Annotated in this window: 15 protein-coding genes and 1 tRNA gene; 6 read left to right on the forward strand and 10 right to left on the reverse strand. The window is 65.7% G+C overall.

Going from position 1 to position 18,021, the window contains the following annotated elements; all coding sequences use genetic code 11:
* Positions 1–26 precede the first annotated feature (26 nt).
* Entirely contained in the window at positions 27–926 is a 900-nt protein-coding gene (locus ACSU04_RS16530) for a type II secretion system F family protein (protein ID WP_439280827.1), read from the reverse strand.
* On the reverse strand, positions 920–1,924 hold the full coding sequence (locus tag ACSU04_RS16535; protein ID WP_439290315.1) for a TadA family conjugal transfer-associated ATPase: 1,005 nt from the start codon (positions 1,922–1,924) through the stop codon (positions 920–922). Before ACSU04_RS16535 ends, ACSU04_RS16530 begins: the two co-directional genes overlap by 7 nt.
* Positions 1,925–2,289: 365 nt before the next feature.
* On the opposite strand from ACSU04_RS16535, the gene acs reads away from it, so the two are divergent.
* Positions 2,290–4,257, forward strand: coding sequence for an acetate--CoA ligase (gene acs / locus ACSU04_RS16540; RefSeq protein WP_439290316.1), 1,968 nt, complete (start codon positions 2,290–2,292; stop codon positions 4,255–4,257).
* 91 nt (positions 4,258–4,348) lie between these two features.
* On the opposite strand, the gene ACSU04_RS16545 is transcribed toward acs, so the two are convergent.
* Positions 4,349–4,966, reverse strand: coding sequence for a TetR/AcrR family transcriptional regulator (locus ACSU04_RS16545; protein ID WP_439280830.1), 618 nt, complete (start codon positions 4,964–4,966; stop codon positions 4,349–4,351).
* Between the two features lie 111 nt (positions 4,967–5,077).
* On the opposite strand from ACSU04_RS16545, the gene ACSU04_RS16550 reads away from it, so the two are divergent.
* A complete protein-coding gene (locus tag ACSU04_RS16550; protein ID WP_439290317.1) occupies positions 5,078–7,069 on the forward strand; it encodes a hypothetical protein in 1,992 nt (663 codons plus the stop codon).
* Between the two features lie 58 nt (positions 7,070–7,127).
* Here the strand turns inward: ACSU04_RS16550 and ACSU04_RS16555 are convergent, their stop codons facing one another.
* Entirely contained in the window at positions 7,128–7,586 is a 459-nt protein-coding gene (locus tag ACSU04_RS16555) for a RidA family protein (protein WP_439290318.1), read from the reverse strand.
* On the reverse strand, positions 7,583–7,807 hold the full coding sequence (locus ACSU04_RS16560; protein ID WP_439280833.1) for a hypothetical protein: 225 nt from the start codon (positions 7,805–7,807) through the stop codon (positions 7,583–7,585). Before ACSU04_RS16560 ends, ACSU04_RS16555 begins: the two co-directional genes overlap by 4 nt.
* An 80-nt stretch (positions 7,808–7,887) precedes the next feature.
* On the opposite strand from ACSU04_RS16560, the gene ACSU04_RS16565 reads away from it, so the two are divergent.
* From ACSU04_RS16565 to ACSU04_RS16580, 4 genes are all read left to right on the forward strand, one after another.
* The gene (locus ACSU04_RS16565; protein WP_439290319.1) at positions 7,888–10,476 is read left to right on the forward strand and encodes a transglycosylase domain-containing protein; all 2,589 of its coding nucleotides are present in this window, start codon (positions 7,888–7,890) and stop codon (positions 10,474–10,476) included.
* Positions 10,473–11,420, forward strand: a complete 948-nt coding sequence (locus tag ACSU04_RS16570) for a metallophosphoesterase (protein ID WP_439290362.1) — start codon at positions 10,473–10,475, stop codon at positions 11,418–11,420. Before ACSU04_RS16565 ends, ACSU04_RS16570 begins: the two co-directional genes overlap by 4 nt.
* Before the next feature lie 62 nt (positions 11,421–11,482).
* Positions 11,483–11,559, forward strand: a tRNA-Pro gene (locus tag ACSU04_RS16575).
* A 56-nt stretch (positions 11,560–11,615) separates the two neighbouring features.
* On the forward strand, positions 11,616–12,371 hold the full coding sequence (locus tag ACSU04_RS16580; protein ID WP_439290320.1) for an HAD-IIB family hydrolase: 756 nt from the start codon (positions 11,616–11,618) through the stop codon (positions 12,369–12,371).
* 119 nt (positions 12,372–12,490) lie between these two features.
* On the opposite strand, the gene ACSU04_RS16585 is transcribed toward ACSU04_RS16580, so the two are convergent.
* The 5 genes from ACSU04_RS16585 to ACSU04_RS16605 all read right to left on the reverse strand — a co-directional run bounded on the left by ACSU04_RS16585 (position 12,491) and on the right by ACSU04_RS16605 (position 17,983).
* The gene (locus tag ACSU04_RS16585; protein ID WP_439290321.1) at positions 12,491–13,726 is read right to left on the reverse strand and encodes an alpha-hydroxy acid oxidase; all 1,236 of its coding nucleotides are present in this window, start codon (positions 13,724–13,726) and stop codon (positions 12,491–12,493) included.
* A 36-nt stretch (positions 13,727–13,762) separates the two neighbouring features.
* Positions 13,763–14,503 carry a FadR/GntR family transcriptional regulator gene (locus ACSU04_RS16590; protein ID WP_439290322.1) on the reverse strand — a complete coding sequence of 247 codons (741 nt, stop codon included), beginning with the start codon at positions 14,501–14,503 and terminating at the stop codon, positions 13,763–13,765.
* An 84-nt stretch (positions 14,504–14,587) separates the two neighbouring features.
* Complete coding sequence (locus tag ACSU04_RS16595) at positions 14,588–15,241, reverse strand: thymidine kinase (RefSeq protein ID WP_439280838.1); 654 nt, start codon at positions 15,239–15,241, stop codon at positions 14,588–14,590.
* Positions 15,242–15,250: 9 nt separating this feature from the next.
* Positions 15,251–16,720, reverse strand: coding sequence for a malate:quinone oxidoreductase (locus ACSU04_RS16600; RefSeq protein WP_439290323.1), 1,470 nt, complete (start codon positions 16,718–16,720; stop codon positions 15,251–15,253).
* 192 nt (positions 16,721–16,912) lie between these two features.
* Complete coding sequence (locus tag ACSU04_RS16605; RefSeq protein ID WP_439290324.1) at positions 16,913–17,983, reverse strand: aspartate-semialdehyde dehydrogenase; 1,071 nt, start codon at positions 17,981–17,983, stop codon at positions 16,913–16,915.
* Between the last annotated feature and the right edge of the window lie 38 nt (positions 17,984–18,021).

Consider the following 18,021-nt stretch of genomic DNA (forward strand, 5'->3'; position numbering starts at 1 on the left):
TGTTCCTTCTTTCATTGGCGCTGTCGTCAGATCGGCAGCGGGGTGGATGAGAGCACGGAGAGGATCATCGGCGCGACGCCCAACAGCAGGAACGCGGGCAGCGTGCAGACACCGAGTGGGATGAGCAGTTGGGACGAGAGCTTGGCCGCGCGCAGACGCCCACGGATGCGCGCATCGTGTCGTTCCTGTGCGGCAGCGGCACGCAGGAGCTCGCCCGCGGGAACCCCCGCAGCGCGCGACAGTGCCAGCACTCCCGTCGTGCGCGCGCCGCTCAGCCGGTCGCGCGCGGGGCTGTCGTCGACGAGGCGCAGCGAGCGGTCGATGGATGCTCCGCCGGAGAGCGCGACGGCGACGAGCTCGGCATGCATCCCCGGTGTGCCAGGGTCGGGTTGCGCGCGCCGCAGAAGCTTGTGCGTCCACGCTCGCGCGCAGAAGACCAGCGCGAGGCCCGCGACAAGACAGGCTGTCCCGATCGGGTTGCCGATGAGCACGCCCAGTGTGTCGAACCCCAGCGCGAATCCGAGTATGAGTCCTGCCAGCGGCATCCACATCAGAAGGCGGGCCGTGCCGGCGGGTTCGGCGAGCGCGATGCGCACGTCGTCGGCGGCCGATGCGGCATCCTGCATCGTCTCCGCCAAAGATCTCAGCACCTCGGCCAGCGGGGCGCCCACTGTCGTCGCGACGTCCCAGGCCGCGGCGACGTCGCTCCATGCGCCGCCCTCCGTCTCGATCGCGGAGACGAGAGGCATGCCATCGTCGCAGCGTTCGACCACTCGCTCGGCGTGCACGTCCCCTGAACCGGCGAGGTGTCGCCACGCGATCAGCGGTACAGCTCCCGCCTGCAACAGCACGGCGAGGGTGCGCACCGATACGGCGGCGGCTTCGGCGCTGGCATCCGCCGTTTTGCGCCCACGCACGCTCACCACGGCTGCACCTCTTCAATATCGAGGCGGTCGGCGCGCAACAGAAACCGCCCTGCCTGCGCGATCCGGCGCACGCCGTCTGTCCCGCGAGCAAGATGAACCACGATGGTGAATGCACTCACGGCCTGACGCGCCAGCGCCGTGGCATCCATCCCGGCGAGCGCACCGAGCGCCTCAAGTCGAGCAGGCACATCGACGAGACCACTGGCGTGCAGAGTGCCCGCGCCACCGTCGTGACCGGTGTTCAACGCCGACAGCAGTTCGCGCACTTCCTCACCGCGGCATTCGCCGACGATGAGGCGATCTGGGCGCATCCGCAGCGATTCCCTTACCAGGCGCGCAAGTGTGATCGACCCGGCACCCTCGAGGTTCGCCTGCCTGGCCTCGAGGGCCACATGATGCGGATGCGCGGGGCGCAACTCGGCGACATCCTCAATGGTCACGATGCGCTCCGACGCCGGCACAGCGTGCAGCAGAGCGGCCAGCAGCGTCGTCTTTCCCGTGCCGGTGCCGCCGGTGAGGAGGATATTCGCTCGATCCATCACGAGCTGTTCCAGCCAGGCGCGTTGACGGGCATCGAACGCGCCGAGCGCGGCGAGGGCATCCAGATCTGCCACCCCCACCCGTGGGATGCGCACCGACACCGCTGTGCCGGACGTGGACACCGGCGACAGCACCGCGTGCACACGGATACCGGCGGAAAGTCGCACATCGACGCACGGAGATTGATCGTCCAGATGCCGCCCGCCCGCGCCAATCAGCGCCACAGCGAGGTCGCGCACCTCACGCTCGGAGGCCGCCCACGCCGCCACCCGCTCGGCCCCATCGCCCCGGTCGATGAAAAGACCGTCGACACCGTTGACGAAGACGTCGGTCACCCGCGGGTCCGCACAGTGCTCGGCGAGCGGCCCGAACGCGGCATCCAGATCGACAGGAAGCGCCTGGATGCCCGCGGCCGCACGCGCAGTGTCACGCGGCTGGATGATGAACGGCTGTGGCATCCCCCGAAACTATGCGCCCTGGCATCCGCGCGAAGGGCCAGAACCCACGCCCTGTGGGCAAGTCACCGCATCCGATTGACGGTGCAGAACAACTGCTCCACCAGAGGCAGAGGAGTCTGAAAGGGCGGCACCTCACGGGGGGAATGCGATGCCGCCCACTGGCGTGCCGCAACTTGGGGGACACGAGCACGCCGGGCCAGAATGAAATTCGGCTGTCGTCGAGTGTACGCATGACGACCGGTCTCGCAAAACTCCACGCACTACCGACTTTCGGCAGTACTGGCCGAATCGGGTGCAGACTAAAGTCACCGTGTCACGGTCGCGTTTTCTGCGCGGCCTCGTCCCGCCGCAAAGGAGCGCCCGTCATGAGCAGCCAGATCGATCATCTCCTCGACGAGACCCGACAGTTCCCGCCTTCGGACGAGTTCGCCGCAGCCGCCGTCGCACAGCCCGACATCTACGAGCGCGCCGCCGCGGATCGCGAAGGGTTCTGGGGCGACCAGGCCCGCGAGCTGCTGCACTGGCACAAGCCGTTCACCGAAGTACTCGACTGGTCGACGCCGCCATTCGCGAAGTGGTTCGATGACGGCGAACTCAACGTCGCCTACAACTGCCTCGACCGCCACGTCGAAGCTGGCAACGGTGACCGGGTCGCACTGCTGTGGGAAGGCGAACCGGGAGACTCCCGCCGCATCACCTACGCCGAGCTCACCGACGAGGTCAAGCGCGTGGCCAACGTGCTCGCTGGCTACGGCGTCGTCGCCGGAGACCGCGTCGCCATCTACCTGCCGATGATCCCCGAGGCCGTCGCGTCGATGCTCGCCGTTGCCCGCCTCGGCGCGATCCACTCCGTCGTGTTCGGCGGCTACAGCGCAGACAGCCTTCGCTCGCGTATCGATGACGCGGGCGCAAAGGTCGTCATCACCGCCGATGGTGGCTACCGCAAGGGCCGCGTCTCCGCCCTCAAGCCTGCCGTCGACCAGTCACTCAGCGACCGTGGCGACGGTGAGCAGCAGACCGTCGAGCATGTATTGGTCGTCAAGCGCGGCGAGAATGAGGTCGGCTGGGTCGAGGGCCGCGATCACTGGTGGCACGACGCCGTGCCTGCGGCATCCGCAGAGCACGAGGCGCAGCCGTTCCCGGCCGAGAACCCGCTGTTCGTCCTCTACACCTCCGGCACCACGGGCAAACCCAAGGGCATCCTGCACACCTCGGGTGGCTACCTCACCCAGGCCGCATACACGCACAAGAACGTCTTCGACTTGAAGCCCGAAACCGACGTGTTCTGGTGCACGGCCGACATCGGCTGGATCACCGGCCACAGCTACGTCACGTACGGGCCCCTGGCCAACGGCGCCACCCAGGTGCTCTACGAAGGCACCCCGGATGCCCCGCACCCCGGACGCTGGTGGGAGATCATCCAGAAGTACAAGGTGTCGATCTTCTATACCGCGCCGACCGCGATCCGCTCGTTCATGAAAACCGGGCGCAGCATTCCTGCCGCGTTCGATCTGTCCTCGATCCGCCTGCTCGGATCAGTGGGCGAACCCATCAACCCCGAGGCTTGGATGTGGTACCGCGAGGTCATCGGGGCAAATAAGGCCCCGATCGTCGACACGTGGTGGCAGACCGAGACCGGCGCGATCATGGTGTCGGCGCTCCCCGGCGTGGTCTCAACCAAGCCGGGCTCCGCACAGGTGCCGATCCCCGGAATCTCACTCGACGTCGTCGATGAGTCTGGTGCCGAGGTCGGCAACGGCAACGGCGGTCTGCTCGTGATCACCGAGCCGTGGCCGGCAATGTTGCGCGGCATCTGGGGAGACCCCGAGCGCTACCGGGAGACCTACTGGGAGAAGTTCGAAGACCAGGGGTACTACTTCGCCGGTGACGGCGCCCGCCTCGATGAAGACGGCGACGTGTGGCTGCTCGGACGCGTGGATGACGTGATGAACGTGTCGGGACACCGTCTGTCGACGGCCGAGATCGAGTCGTCTCTGGTTGCGCACGAGGCGACGGCCGAGGCCGCAGTGGTCGGCGCATCCGATGACGCGACAGGCCAGGCAGTCGTTGCATTCGTGATCATCAAGGAGAGCTATCTCTCCGGACACGACCCGGCGGGCCTTGCCCAGCTGCTCCGACTGTGGGTCGGCGAGCAGATCGGTGCGATCGCTCGCCCCCGCGACGTCTACATCGTCGGTGAGCTCCCGAAGACCCGCTCCGGAAAGATCATGCGTCGCCTGCTGCGCGATGTCGCCGAGGGCCGCGAGGTCGGCGACACCACGACGCTTGCCGACACCGCGGTGATGAGCATCATCTCGGCGCAGGTGAAGTAGCCCAGTCACCCGCGAGACCGCACAACCACGCCGAGACGACACGCATACGTGTATTTTCGGCGTGGTTTTGTGGTTTCGGTGAAGTGGGCAGTCACTCCGCCGGGATGCTGATCGCGGCCATCTGAGCGCGAACGACCTGAATCCGCTCGAGATCGATCGGGAATTCCCCGTCCACCTCGCGCGCGTGACGCTGCACTTCGTCTCCGAGCGCGATCGCCAGGCCGACCGTCACACGTGCTTCGGCGACGTGATTCGTATCGTCCAGACGCGCATACTCCGGATGCGCATCGAGCCACGCGGCGAGCACATCAACAAGTCGGTCGCGGCTCACCCCGCTCCCCCAGGAGACCGTGCTGGTAACGCCCGGTTCACGCACGAACAGCGCGAACCGGCGGCGCGTGAGGTCGTCGCCGGCCTGTCCCCGCACCGACGCCATCACGATCAGGCTGGCCGCGACCACAAGATCATGTGCGTGCTGCGTGAGGATGCGATCGGTGAGCGCAGGATCGTACTCCAGCGCCGAGCCGAAGATCGCCTGGTCAAGGGAGGAAAAATAGTTGAAGAACGTACTGCGAGAGACCATCGCGGCTTCGCACACGCGGTCGACAGTGACCGCCTGCACCCCTTCTTCATAGGCGAGATCCACCGCTGCACGCTCCATCGAGCGCCGGGCGGTACGCATCTTGCGCTCGCGAAGCCCCTCAGCCATGTTCGCTCCTTCACAACGTCCCTCACCACAATACTCAGTCGATGTTTGGCTTGTGTGTAAGTTTGGACTTAGTCCATACTTGTCGAAATAGTCACGGCTGAAAGGCACCCCATGCGTCGCCCGATTCATAATCGCCCCCTCCCCACGAAGGCCTTCACGCTCACCCGGGCCAGCGGCGCGATCGCCACGGTGATCGGTCTGACGCTGATGTCCGTGCCGCTGGTCGCTCACGCCGAGGAGCCGTCGACACACACCGTTGACGTCACCACGAGCATCACCGATGGGATGGATGCCGCATCCCTCGCCGGCGTCGAGATCGCGATCCGCAGCCCCTACGGCGACGATACGGTGATCGCCTCCGGAACCACTGGCGCCGGTGGCACCCTCCAACTCGAGGTGACCGGTGCCGAGTCGAGCTATGTGGTGGATGCTGAGTGGCCGGGCGCCGTCGGCGATCTCGAGACGACCTCGACGCGCACCGAGTTCCCGGTGAGCAGAGATGCTCCCGTCGAGGTCATGCTGTGGGGTCCGTTCGGTGCTGTTTCCGGATCCGTCGTCGCGACAGCGGATGGTGAGCCCGTAGCCGACCTCCGTGGAGCCAGCCTCCTCATCGCGAGCGCGGGCACGCTCGTACAGCAGGTGCCGATCGCCGCCGACGGCTCGTTCGCATCCGGCGCACTACCCACGAGCGATTCCCCGGACTACAGCGTGCGATTCCTGCCGCCGACCGGGTACGACCTCGACGACACGCAGACCGCTGCGAACGAGCCGTTCGCGCTTCCGTCCGCTGAGACGAGCCCGGCAGCGCTAACGATTGAGCGCAGATTCGCGATCGTCTCGAACGGTACAGTGCCGACACCGGAGCCGGAACCCACTACGGAACCGACGCCAGAACCCACGGCCGAGCCGACGCCAGAACCCACCGCTGAGCCGACACCGCAACCCACTACCGAGCCCACGCCGGAACCCACAACAGAGCCGACGCCCACCACCCCGGAGCCGACACCGACCACCGACCCGACACCGACACCGACACCGACACCGACCGCCGAGCCCACCGCGGAACCGAATCCCCTGCCCACCTCCACTCCGTCACCGACGACATCCCCTATCGCCCCGACAGCGCCGATGCTCGTCCCACCGATAGCACTGGGCAACGCCGCGGACCTCGGAGCAGCCATCGGCGGCATCACCAACGCCCAGTTAAGCCAACTGCTATCGGCCGCTCGCAGCAACCAGCCCGTCCCAGTCACCAATGCAGCAGGCCAGTTGCTCGGCCTGGCGTGGACGCCTGCACCTGCATTGCAGCCGGGGCTGTCTGCCATGAGTTCAGCCACGCTGGTGACCGCCCCTGGTATCGCCTTGATTCAGACGCCGGTGGCAGCAATGAGTCTCGAGGCCGCACTAATGGCCGTCCAGTCATCCCGCGCCTCCGCACTCGATGCCGATCTGGCGGCGCAACTCACCGGGGTCCAGGCGCGCAACACTCAGATTGCAATGTTGAACGCCGCGGTATCCGCCGTGTCCGTGTACCTCGCCTCACCAACCGATACGACTTACGCCGCATCCGTTGACGAAGTGAAGGCCGCCGGCATCGATCATCCTTTCCTCTCCGCTTCCGCTGAGGACCGCGCGTCGGACGCAGCATCGCTGCTCCAGTCGCTGCGCACCATGATCGATGCGACGGCGAACAGCCAGCAAATGGACATGCTGAGGCTGCAGGCGCTCACGGGCAAGCGCAACGAAGAGTTCGACTTGATGACGAACTTCGTCAAAAAGATGAACGAAACGCGCTCGAGCATCATCGGCAACATGCGCTCGACGCCGATCGCTCTGGGCACTGTGCACTGGGATGGCAGCACGGTGGCCGGCAGCTTCGATCTGGCCGCAGTGCAGGATGGTGACCACCACCTCATCCTGGACATCGCAGATGCCGGCGTCGTCCTCGTCTCCGGCGTCACCGTGCAGCGGAACTCGTTGGCGGCGACGGGAGCAGACCCCAGCGCAGCACTGATTGCGGGCGCAGGACTCATCGCCGTCGGGCTCGCTGCGTTCCTCGGCGCACCGCTGATGCGACGCAAGACTTCCGCTGACCCCCAGTAGGCGGAAACGCGAACAGCCTCCCCATCAGTTGATGGGGAGGCTGTTTGCGCGCCACACGTCAAGCGAGGATGAAGGTGACCTCAACCTCGACCGGGCTGTCCAATGGCAGCACTGCGACGCCGACGGCGGCACGGGCGTGCAGGCCGGCGTCGCCGAAGATCTCGCCGAGAACTTCGCTCGCACCGTTGATCACACCGGGCTGTCCGGAAAACGCCGGGTCGGATGCCACGAAGCCACCGACGCGCAATACGCCGCCGAGCTTGTCCACGCCGCCAGCAGCCGCCGCAGCTGCAGCCACCGCGTTCAGGGCACACGTGCGGGCATAACCCTTGGCATCCTCAGCCGTCACCTCAGCACCCACCTTGCCGGTCGCGGGAAGCGCTCCGCCGGCGAACGGCAGTTGGCCGGACGTGTAGACGAGGCCTGCGTGCACCACCGCGGGGACGTACGCAGCCACGGGTGCTGCCACCTCGGGCAGCACGATTGCGAGTTCGTTCAGACGCGCGGCAATGCTCATGCGGCACCGCCCTCAAACTTGCGTGCTGCCTGCTCGGCTGCGGCGAGACCGACGCTGTTCGAGTCGTCGCCCACGACGGGCCGCTTCAGGTAGGCCACGAGGCCCCCCTCGGGGCCCGTGATGACCTGCACAAGCTCCCAGCCCTGCTTGCCCCAGTTGTTGAGAATTGCTGCGGTGTTGTGAATCAGCAGCGGTGTAGTCAGATACTCCCACGTAGTCATGGCACTCCTGCACATCAGCGACGGTCGGCTCTGCCGAGCGTCAAAGGCGGTATTCAGGGAACTCCCCTACGATCTAGCGTATGCCTCAGAAGAATCGCACGGCGAAAGGCGTGCTCGGCGGCCTCCTCGGTCTCGTCGGGCTCAGCGTGGTCGCCGGGGTCCTGGTGACCGCAACAGTGACGCCCGCTCTGGCCGTCGCCGGTGCCGCCGGATCCCAAGCCCTCGACCTGTTCGAAAATCTGCCGTCGTATCTCAAGCCGGATGCGCCGATGGAGCCGAGCACGTTCTACGCCATCGGCCACGACGGCAACCCCACGCCGATGGCGAGCTTCTTCGACCAGAACCGCACGCAGGTCACCTTCGAGCAGGTCGCCCCCGTGATGTTCGATGCGATCCTCTCCAGTGAGGACAAGGGCTTCTACGAGCACGGCGGCATCAACGTCGGCGCCACCGCGAGGGCCCTCATCGACAACCTCACCAAGACGTCATCACGCGGCGCCTCGACGATCACCCAGCAGTACGTCAAGAACGTCCTGATCCAGCGGTGCGAGCAAGGTGTCTCGACCACCGACCCGAACTACGGCGAAAAGATCGAGCAGTGCTGGTGGGATGCAGCGAATGCCCAGGGCAGCGACGGCATCGAGCGCAAGTTGCAGGAGTTGCGCTACGCGATCCAGATCGAAAAGGACTACTCGAAGAACGAGATCCTGCTCGGTTACCTGAACATCGCCAGTTTCGGTAGCACGGTCTACGGCATCGAAGCCGCGGCCAACTACTATTTCAGCACCACTGCGGCTAACCTCACCCTCGAGCAGGCAGCGACACTTGCCGGCATGGTGCAGAATCCGAACACCTTCCGGATCGACAAGATCGAGGGTTCTGACACTGACTCGGCGGGCAACGCAGTGAACAGCGAGGCCGACGGCTATGCGCTCGCGAAGGATCGCCGTCACTACGTACTGGGCATGATGATCACCCAGGGCAAGATCACGCAAGAGCAGTACGACGCTGCGGATGCTTCGGCGATCGTGCCGGTGATCAAGCCGGCGACCCAGGGCTGTGCGGCAGCGGTGGCGAATGCCTACTTCTGTAAGTACGTGGAGACCATCGTGCTCGACGACCCCGCCTTCGGAGACACCGACCAGGAGCGCGTGAACGCCCTGCAGCGTGGCGGTTTGGACATCTACACCACGCTCGATCTGCGCGTGCAGGACCCCGCTGTGCATGCCATGCAGAGCCGCGTACCTCCGAACTTGGACAACCAGTACTTCGGCGCAGCCGGGGTAACGATCGAGCCGGGCAACGGCCGCATCCTGGCGATGACGCAGAACACGATCTTCCGAGAATCCGCGACCGAGGTCGAAGACCAGGCGTACTCGTCGCTCGTCTACGCCGCGGACCACGAGCACGGCGGATCCGGAGGCTTCCCGGTCGGCTCGTCTTACAAGCTGTTCACCCTCGTCGACTGGCTGGAAAAGGGCCACTCGGTAAACGAGTCGATCAACGGCCGCCAGCGGAATCTGAAAATACCGGCCGCTTGCGTGGATGCGACTCTCCCGCTGAAAAAGGACCAAATCGAAAACTTCGGTCGCAACGGCGGCTACACCGGCACGCCCATGACGTTCACGAGGAACTCACTCAACTCCGGCTACCTCGCTATGGCGTCCGAGCTCGACATCTGCGACATCAACAAGGTCGCAGAGCGCATGGGAGTCGACCTCGCCAAGGGCGGCAGCCCTGCCGACATCAGTATCAAGGGCAACCTTCCCGTCCCTTACAACGTGCTCGGCGACAAGTTCATCTCCCCATTGGATATGGCGGGCGCCTACGCGACTGTCGCCAACGGCGGCATTTACTGCGAGCCGAAGGCGATCGACAAGGTCATCGACCAGTCGGGCGCCGAGTTGGCAGTGCCCGAGACGATTTGCTCTCAGGTCATCACCCCCGAGGTCGCGGCCACCGCTGCCTACGCTCTTCAGGGCGTCATGACCGGCGGCGGCACCGGCTCCGCCGCCAACACGGGCGACGGTACACCGCTGATCGGCAAGACCGGCTCGCACGAGAGTTACTCGACCATGATGATCGAGTCGAGCACGAGGGCCACCACTGCGGTGTTCGTCGGCCGTACGGAGGGCCAGGCCGACATGTGGAAGCAGCCGTGGTACAACGGCAACGATCTGGAGAGCATCCGTTACCCCCTTGCCCGCGACATGCAGTACGCCGCCAACCAGCTGCTCGGCGGTGGCGATAATTTCCCGCAGCCGGACAGCAACCTCACGCGCCGGATCCTCACCGATCTGCCCGGCGTCGTCGGACAGACGATCGAGGATGCGACACGCACCCTCGAGGATGCCGGATTCAGCGTTGCTGTGGGCGACGCGGTCGACAGCGACATCGCCGAGGGACTCGTCGCCGCACAGGATCCGGGCGCTGGTCAGGCACCTGGTGGCACGACCGTCACGCTCTCGCCCAGCAACGGGCAGAGTGCGACCGTGCCCGATGTGACCGGCGAATCGCTCCAGAGCGCGATCAACACCCTGAATGCCGCGGGATACGGCAATGTGTCACCGCATGGGTCGTGCGCGAAGCCCGACGCCGAGGTAGAGAGCACGAGCCCTTCTGCCGGCACCGCGGCGAACAAGTCCACCACCGTGACGATCAAGTGCTGACGGGGCGTTCGCGCTCCGCTCACCCTGCCCTCATCGCGCTCGGCGCGGTGGGGGCTGTGGGTGCCGCCTGCGCCGTCTGGGGCATCGGCATCGAGCGCTACCTCTTCACCGTTCGCGAAGCATCCGTCGCCGCCCTCGCACCGGGTGCGCGACCATTGCGAGTGCTGCACGTCTCCGATGCCCACATGGCTCCCTGGCAGCGCCGCAAGCAGGACTGGCTGTCCTCGCTCGCCGAACTCGAACCGGATCTGGTGATCAACACCGGCGACAATCTGGGTCACCGCGACGGCTTGCAGGGCATCCGGAACGCCTTCGATGCCTTCGCCGGCGTTCCTGGCGTCTTCGTGCACGGCTCCAACGACGTGCAAGGCCCTTCGCCGCGCAACCCGCTGCGGTACTTCTCCGGCCCGTCGAAGCGGCACCGCGATCCCGAGATGCTCGACACCGCAGCCTTGGACGCGTACTTCACCGACGAACTCGGCTGGGCAGGGCTGAACAATGCTGCCGCACGCATCGAAGTGGCTGGCAGCACCGTCGATCTGTTCGGTGTCGATGATGCCCATCGCGATTGGGATGATCTCGACTCGGTGCCGGCGACGATCGCGTCGCTCGGAGCACGGGACGGCGCTACTCCCCTGCTCGGCGTCACTCACGCCCCGTACCAGCGAGTGCTGAACGCCTTCACCGACAACGGCGCGCAGGCGATCTTCGGCGGACACACGCACGGCGGCCAGGTCTGTCTGCCCGGCTTCGGCACGCTCGTCGCGAACTGCGATATTCCGCTGAAGCAAGCCAAGGGCTTGAGCACCTGGACGCACGGCGGTCGCAGCATCCCACTCAACGTCAGCGCAGGATGCGGGCACTCGATCTATGCGCCGGTGCGCTTCGCATGTCGGCCCGAAGCGACCCTGCTCACACTGACCGCGCAGGACACGCCCGCCTGACAGCGCGACCCGCGCTCGATTCGGCGCACGGTCAGTTTCCCTGTAGACTCAAACGGTTGCAACGGGGTGTGGCGCAGCTTGGTAGCGCGCTTCGTTCGGGACGAAGAGGCCGCAGGTTCAAATCCTGTCACCCCGACCACAGTTGCAGGAAGGCCGTCCTACGGGGCGGCCTTCCCCATATCACCTGGAGAGTTCATGACCACGCCTCGACTCGTTGCCTTCGACCTCGATGACACGCTTGCCGCGTCGAAGAGCGCGATCGACCCGCGTATCGCCGCGCATCTGCGCGCGCTGCTCACCCGCGTCGATGTCGCGATCATCTCCGGCGGCAACGAGCAGCAGTTCCGCTCGCAGGTCATCGAGAACCTGGGCGAAGCGGATGCGGCGAGCCTCGGCCGCCTGCACCTTCTGCCGACCTGCGGCACTCGCTACCTGCGCCACGACGGCTCCGAATTCACCACCGTGTACGCCCACGACCTCTCCGACGAAGAGAAGTCCTCGGCACTGCTGGCTCTTCGTGAAGAGGCCGAACGGCTGGGCCTGTGGGAGCAGAACCCGTGGGGCGACATCCTCGAGGACCGCGGCTCGCAGATCACCTTCTCCGCACTCGGCCAGAAGGCGCCCAGCGACGCGAAGCACGCGTGGGATCCGTCCGGCCAGAAGCGTCTGACGCTACGCGACGCGGTCGCCGCACGCCTCCCCGCGCTCGAAGTGCGCGCCGGTGGTTCGACGTCCATCGACATCACCCGGGCCGGCATCGACAAGGCGTACGGCATGCGCTCGCTCACAGAGCACACCGGCATCCCGCTCGACGACATGCTCTTCTACGGCGACCGCCTCGACGAGGGCGGCAACGACTACCCCGTGCTCGCCATGGGCGTCCGCTCGATCGCGGTGTCCGGTTGGGAAGACACTGCGACCAAGCTCGACGAGCTGATCCCTACTCTCTGAGGCCCACTCTCTGAGGTCTCGGGCCGACCAGCCCGAACTCGACAACGCAAATTCCGCCCTTCCCGTAGCTTCGGAAGGGCGGAATTTGCGTTCTCGGCCGGGAGCGGGAAACGCCGGAGCTACTTCGCGACCGGCACCAGACGCTGCAGCTGCGTCACATGACCGGGCTCGAGCTCGGCGAGTGAGGCCACGCCCAGCAGGCGCATGGTGCGCTCGATCTCGGTGCGCAGGATCGTGATCGTACGATCGACGCCCTGCCGTCCGCCAGCCATCAGCCCGTAGAGGTACGCGCGTCCGATCAGCGTGAAGTCGGCACCAAGCGCGACGGATGCCACGATGTCGGCGCCGTTCATGATGCCGGTGTCGACCATGACCGTGAAGTCATCGCCCACTGCCTTTCGCACCTTTGGCAGCAAATGGAACGGGATGGGCGCACGGTCGAGCTGGCGTCCGCCGTGGTTTGACAGCACGATGCCGTCGACGCCCGCATCGCGCAGCCGCACAGCATCCTCGACGTTTTGCACGCCCTTGATGACGAGCTTGCCCGGCCAAAGACCACGGATGACCTCGAGATCGTCGTAGCTGATCGTCGGGTCCATCGCGGCATCCAGCAGTTCGCCGACGGTGCCGCCGGTGGTGCTCAGCGAGGCGAACTCGAGCTTCGGAGTGGTGAGGAAGTCATACCACCACCACGGACGCGGAATCGCATTGATGATCGTGCCAAGAGTGAGCTGGGGCGGGATGCTGAATCCATTGCGCTTGTCGCGCAGACGAGCCCCGGCGACCGGGGTGTCGACGGTGAACTGCAGCGTGTCGAAGCCAGCAGTGGCAGCGCGGCGGGTGAGCTCGTAGGAGATCTCACGGTCGCGCATGACGTACAGCTGGAACCAGTTGCGCCCGTTCGGGTTCGCTGCCTTCACGCCCTCGATCGAGGTCGTGCCGAGCGTGGAGAGCGTGAACGGGATGCCGGCGGCAGCGGCGGCGCCCGCACCAGCTTCCTCACCCTCGGTCTGCATCAGACGGGTGAAGCCGGTCGGAGCGATGCCGAACGGCAGGGCGCTGGGGCCACCCAGAATGTCGACGCTGGTGTCGACGTCGGGCGCCGGACGCAGCACGCCGGGGTGAAACTCGACATCCTCGAACGCCTGGCGTGCACGCGTGAGCGAGATCTCGCCCTCGGCAGAGCCATCGGTGTAGTCGAACGCGGCCTTCGGCGTACGACGCTTCGCGATCGTGCGCAGGTCGTTGATCGTCAGGGCCCCCTCGAGGCGACGCTTCTTGCCATCGAACTCGGGCTTTTTGAACTTCATCAGATCGAGGATCTCGACCGGGTTGGGCAACTGGCGCTTCACCATGATGCTCCTCTCAGTTTCGGGGTTCAGTTTTGGGGTTCAGTTTCGGGGTTCAGTTTCGGGAATCGGTGACGCGGAATCGGTGACGCGAGTCAGGCCGGTAGCGATGTAGTAGCCGGTGATGTGGGCGCGGACCAGCGCGCGGGCGCGATCGGCGTCGCCTGCGTCGATCGCAGTGACGATCTCACGGTGCTCGGCGCGGAGGCTGTGTGCCATGGCATCCCAGTCGGCGATCACCTCGGAACCGGCCTGCACATAAGACTCGATGGCCGTGCGCAGGCCCGCCATCATGGCCGCGATCACGGTATTGCCGGATGCTTCGGCCAGAGACAGGTGCAGCTGAGCATCCAGGGCAAGAAATTCGCCTGGGGTCAGTGTGCTGGCATCCATCGCGTCAAGAACGCGGTGAGCTTCAGTCGTGTCGCGGGCAGTGTCCGCCGCGAGGGATGCCGCCACCGCATCTTCCAGCACGAGCCGCGTCCCCACGACATCCGCCAGCGGGAAGCCCTGTGCGGCCACCTGCAGGCGCAGCAGAGCAGACATACCCCCAGAGGGTGTCGCAATCACGATCGCGCCAGACTGCGGGCCTGAACCGGTCGCCGTGCGGATCAGCCCCATGACCTCGAGTACACGCAGCGCCTCGCGGACGCTGGAGCGGCCGACGCCAAGGCTGGCTGCGAGCTCACGCTCGGAGGGAAGCCGGTCACCGGGACCGAGGCGTCCGTCAAGAAGGTCGCGCTCGATGTGCTCGAGCACGAGTCGCCATGCGCGCTCTGCCATTCCGCCTCCTGTGGTCCGACCACAGAATATCGCGTGTGGTCAGACCACGCAAACGTGGGCTTTTGACAGACTCGCCTCGGGACCTCAGCCCAGGCGTCCGCCGGATTCCTCCAGATAGCAGTGCCCGCACAGCGACTCATACGTGACGACGTCGGCGGGTGCTCCCCCACTCGCCCCTTCATCGATCGCAACCTGGTCGCCATCGAACACGAAGCTGCCGTTGATCACGCGGCCGTTGAACACTGCCTTGCGTCCGCAGCGGCAGATCGTCTTCAGCTCCTCGAGGGAGTGCGCGATCGCGAGCAGACGGGCAGACCCAGGAAATGCATGAGTGAGGAAGTCGTTGCGGATGCCATAGGCGATCACCGGGATGTTGTCATTGACAGCAATCCGGAACAGATCATCGACCTGCTCCGCAGTCAGGAACTGCGCCTCATCGATCAGGAGGCACGCGACATCGATCGGGGCGGCGGGGATGAGTCCCTCGTCGCTGCGTCGCTGCATCCGCTCGCGCTCGCTCTGGAACAGCCCTCGCGCGTCACCGTCCGGAGGGATCAGGAAATCAACCTCGCGGGTCATGCCGAGGCGGCTCTCCACCTGGCCTGCACCCTTGGTGTCGATCGCGGGTTTTGCGAGCAGAACGTGCTGCCCGCGCTCTTCATAGTTGTACGCGGCCTGCAGCAGCGACGTCGACTTGCCGGAGTTCATCGCCCCGTAGCGGAAGTAAAGCTTCGCCACGGCGCCGTGTCACTTCGAGATGTTGAGGGTGGCCGCTGTCGCAGCCATGGACTTCTCGGCCACTACCGCATCCCCGTTCAGCGTCTGGCCGTACGTCGGGATGAGCTCGCGCAGCGCAGGCTCCCAACCCGAGTACTGCTCCGGGAAGCAGTCCTTCAACAGGTTGAGCATGATTGGCACGGCCGTGGATGCACCGGGCGATGCGCCGAGGAGACCAGCGATCGAGCCGTCAGCCGCTGAGATGACCTCGGTGCCGAACTGCAGCACTCCGCCCTTTTTCGCATCCTTCTTCATGACCTGTGCGCGCTGACCGGCGTCGATGAGCGTCCAGTCCTCATCCTTCGCCGTGGGCATGAAGATGCGCAGGCTGTCGACCTTCTTGCGGTGATTCTTCATCAACTCGCCGACGAGGTAGGTGATGAGGTCGGGGTTCGCGAAGGCGACCCGCAACATCGGCCACAGGTTATGCGGGCGCACCTGAGTGACCAGATCGAGTATCGAGCCGTGCTTGAGGAATTTGGGGCTGAAGGTCGCGAATGGTCCGAACATCAGCGAGGCTTCGCCGTCGACGACGCGGGTGTCGAGGTGCGGCACCGACATGGGCGGCGCGCCGACGGATGCCTGCGAGTACACCTTCGCCTTGTGCTGCGAGACGATGGCGGGGTTCGAGGTCTTCAGGAACTGTCCACCAATCGGGAAGACGCCGTAGCCCTTGATCTCCGGGATGCCGGAGCGCTGCAGCATCTTCAGAGCCCAGCCGCCCGCACCAACGAAGACGAACTTCGCGTTGATCTGACCAGGGGTGTGGCCGAGGGAGTTGCGGAACTTGATGTCCCAGCTGCCGTCCTTCTGCTTCTTGAGCCGACGCACCTCGTGGTTGGTGCGCAGCTCGACGCCGTTGTCCTTGAGGTGGCCGAAGAGCTGGTGGGTGAGCGCGCCAAAGTCGACGTCGGTGCCGGCAGGCACGCGCGTGGCGGCGAAGGGCTCCCCGCTGCGGCGCTTCTGCATGAGCAGCGGCGCCCACTTGTTGATCACGCGGGAGTCTTCGCTGTACTCGATGCCATCGAACAGCGGCTGCTTCTTGAGCACCTCGTAGCGGTCCTTGAGGTACGCGACGTCCTTCTCGCCGCGCACGAAGGTCATGTGCGGGGTGGCGTTGATGAAGGTCGACGGCGCATCGAGCACGCCCTTGTCGATCAGTGACGACCAGAACTGGCGGCTCTGCTGGAACTGCTCGTTGATCGAGACCGCCTTGGCGGGGTCGAGCGGTCCACCGGTCTGCGGCATGTAGTTCAGCTCGCAGAGGGCGGCGTGGCCGGTACCCGCGTTGTTCCACGGGTTCGAGCTCTCCTGGGCCACATCAGACAGTCGCTCGAAGGCGACGATCTTCCAGTCTGGCTGCAGCTCGTGCAGCAAGGTACCCAGTGTGGCGCTCATGATGCCACCACCGATGAGGACAACGTCGACGGATTCAGTCACCAGATCAGTCTAATCCGCGGGCGGTGCCCCACGAACCATCCCTGCCCTGCATCCGACGCCGTGGCGCTGCCCTGCACAGATGCAGGGCGATCGAACGGATGCAGGGCGAAACGCCGTCGGATGGCCAGACATCCGTGCATCCGCCCTGCAAGTGTGCCGGCGGCTCGACGCCACCGACCGGTTATGCGGCGACTAGGCAGCGACGGTGAGGCGCGCGGCGACGATCTCGGCGATCTGCACGGCGTTGAGGGCTGCGCCCTTGCGCAGGTTGTCGTTGCTGACGAACAGCACGAGGCCCTTGTTTTCGGGTGCAGACTGGTCGGCACGGATGCGGCCGACGAAGCTCGGGTCCTTGCCTGCGGCGTGCAGCGGTGTCGGCACCTCTTCCAGCGCGACGCCGGGAGCCTCGGCGAGAATCTCGCGTGCCCGGTCGGGGGTGATGTCGTCAGCGAACTCCGCATGGATCGACAGTGAGTGACCGGTGAAGACCGGAACACGCACACAGGTGCCCGCGACCAGCAGGCCGGGCAGTTCGAGGATCTTGCGGCTCTCGTTGCGTAGCTTCTTCTCTTCGTCGGTCTCGTTCAGCCCGTCATCGACGATCGCACCCGCGAGCGGGATGACGTCGAAGGCGATGGGGGCGACGTAGTTGTTCGGCGCCGGGAAGTCCACCGCGGATCCGTCATGCACGAGGCGCAGCGTGTCACCCTGCGCGAGGACGCCCTCGACCTGGCCGAGCAGCTCCTGCGCACCGGCGAGACCGGAGCCGGAGACGGCCTGGTACGTGGAGACGATGAGCCGCTCGAGACCAGCGGCCTCGGCCAGGGGCCCCAGCACCGGCATGATCGCCATCGTCGTGCAGTTCGGGTTCGCGATGATGCCCTTGGGGCGCTCATCGATGGCGTGCGGGTTGACCTCGCTGACCACGAGCGGAACCTCGGGGTCACCTCGCCACGCGCTGGAGTTGTCGATCACGACAGTACCTGCGGCCGCGAAGCGCTCGGCGTAGGCACGGCTGGCCGTGGCGCCGGCCGAGAACAGCGCGATGTCGATGCCCGTGGCATCCGCCGTCTCGACATCCTCAACGACGACGTCAACGCCAGCGAACTCGATGACCTTCCCCGCCGAGCGAGCCGAGGAGAACAGGCGCAGCTCACGAATCGGGAACGCGCGCTCCACGAGGATCTCGCGAATCACCGCGCCCACCTGGCCGGTGGCGCCGACGATGGCGACGGAATGTCCTGAGTCAGAGATGCGGGTCATGAAAGTTTCCTTGGCGTCGTGCGGTATTGCGAATGGGG

The organism is Microbacterium sp. A84, assembly GCF_051842815.1.
In the GTDB taxonomy this organism is placed as follows: domain Bacteria; phylum Actinomycetota; class Actinomycetes; order Actinomycetales; family Microbacteriaceae; genus Microbacterium.

Bases quoted from the DNA above. Each gene is read 5' to 3' on its own strand.
- ACSU04_RS16535 (WP_439290315.1), bottom strand. From the start codon at position 1,924: ATGCCACAGCCGTTCATCATCCAGCCGCGTGACACTGCGCGTGCGGCC.
- acs (WP_439290316.1), top strand. From the start codon at position 2,290: ATGAGCAGCCAGATCGATCATCTCCTCGACGAGACCCGACAGTTCCCG.
- ACSU04_RS16545 (WP_439280830.1), bottom strand. From the start codon at position 4,966: ATGGCTGAGGGGCTTCGCGAGCGCAAGATGCGTACCGCCCGGCGCTCG.
- ACSU04_RS16550 (WP_439290317.1), top strand. From the start codon at position 5,078: ATGCGTCGCCCGATTCATAATCGCCCCCTCCCCACGAAGGCCTTCACG.
- ACSU04_RS16555 (WP_439290318.1), bottom strand. From the start codon at position 7,586: ATGAGCATTGCCGCGCGTCTGAACGAACTCGCAATCGTGCTGCCCGAG.
- ACSU04_RS16560 (WP_439280833.1), bottom strand. From the start codon at position 7,807: ATGACTACGTGGGAGTATCTGACTACACCGCTGCTGATTCACAACACC.
- ACSU04_RS16565 (WP_439290319.1), top strand. From the start codon at position 7,888: ATGCCTCAGAAGAATCGCACGGCGAAAGGCGTGCTCGGCGGCCTCCTC.
- ACSU04_RS16580 (WP_439290320.1), top strand. From the start codon at position 11,616: ATGACCACGCCTCGACTCGTTGCCTTCGACCTCGATGACACGCTTGCC.
- ACSU04_RS16585 (WP_439290321.1), bottom strand. From the start codon at position 13,726: ATGGTGAAGCGCCAGTTGCCCAACCCGGTCGAGATCCTCGATCTGATG.
- ACSU04_RS16590 (WP_439290322.1), bottom strand. From the start codon at position 14,503: ATGGCAGAGCGCGCATGGCGACTCGTGCTCGAGCACATCGAGCGCGAC.
- ACSU04_RS16605 (WP_439290324.1), bottom strand. From the start codon at position 17,983: ATGACCCGCATCTCTGACTCAGGACATTCCGTCGCCATCGTCGGCGCC.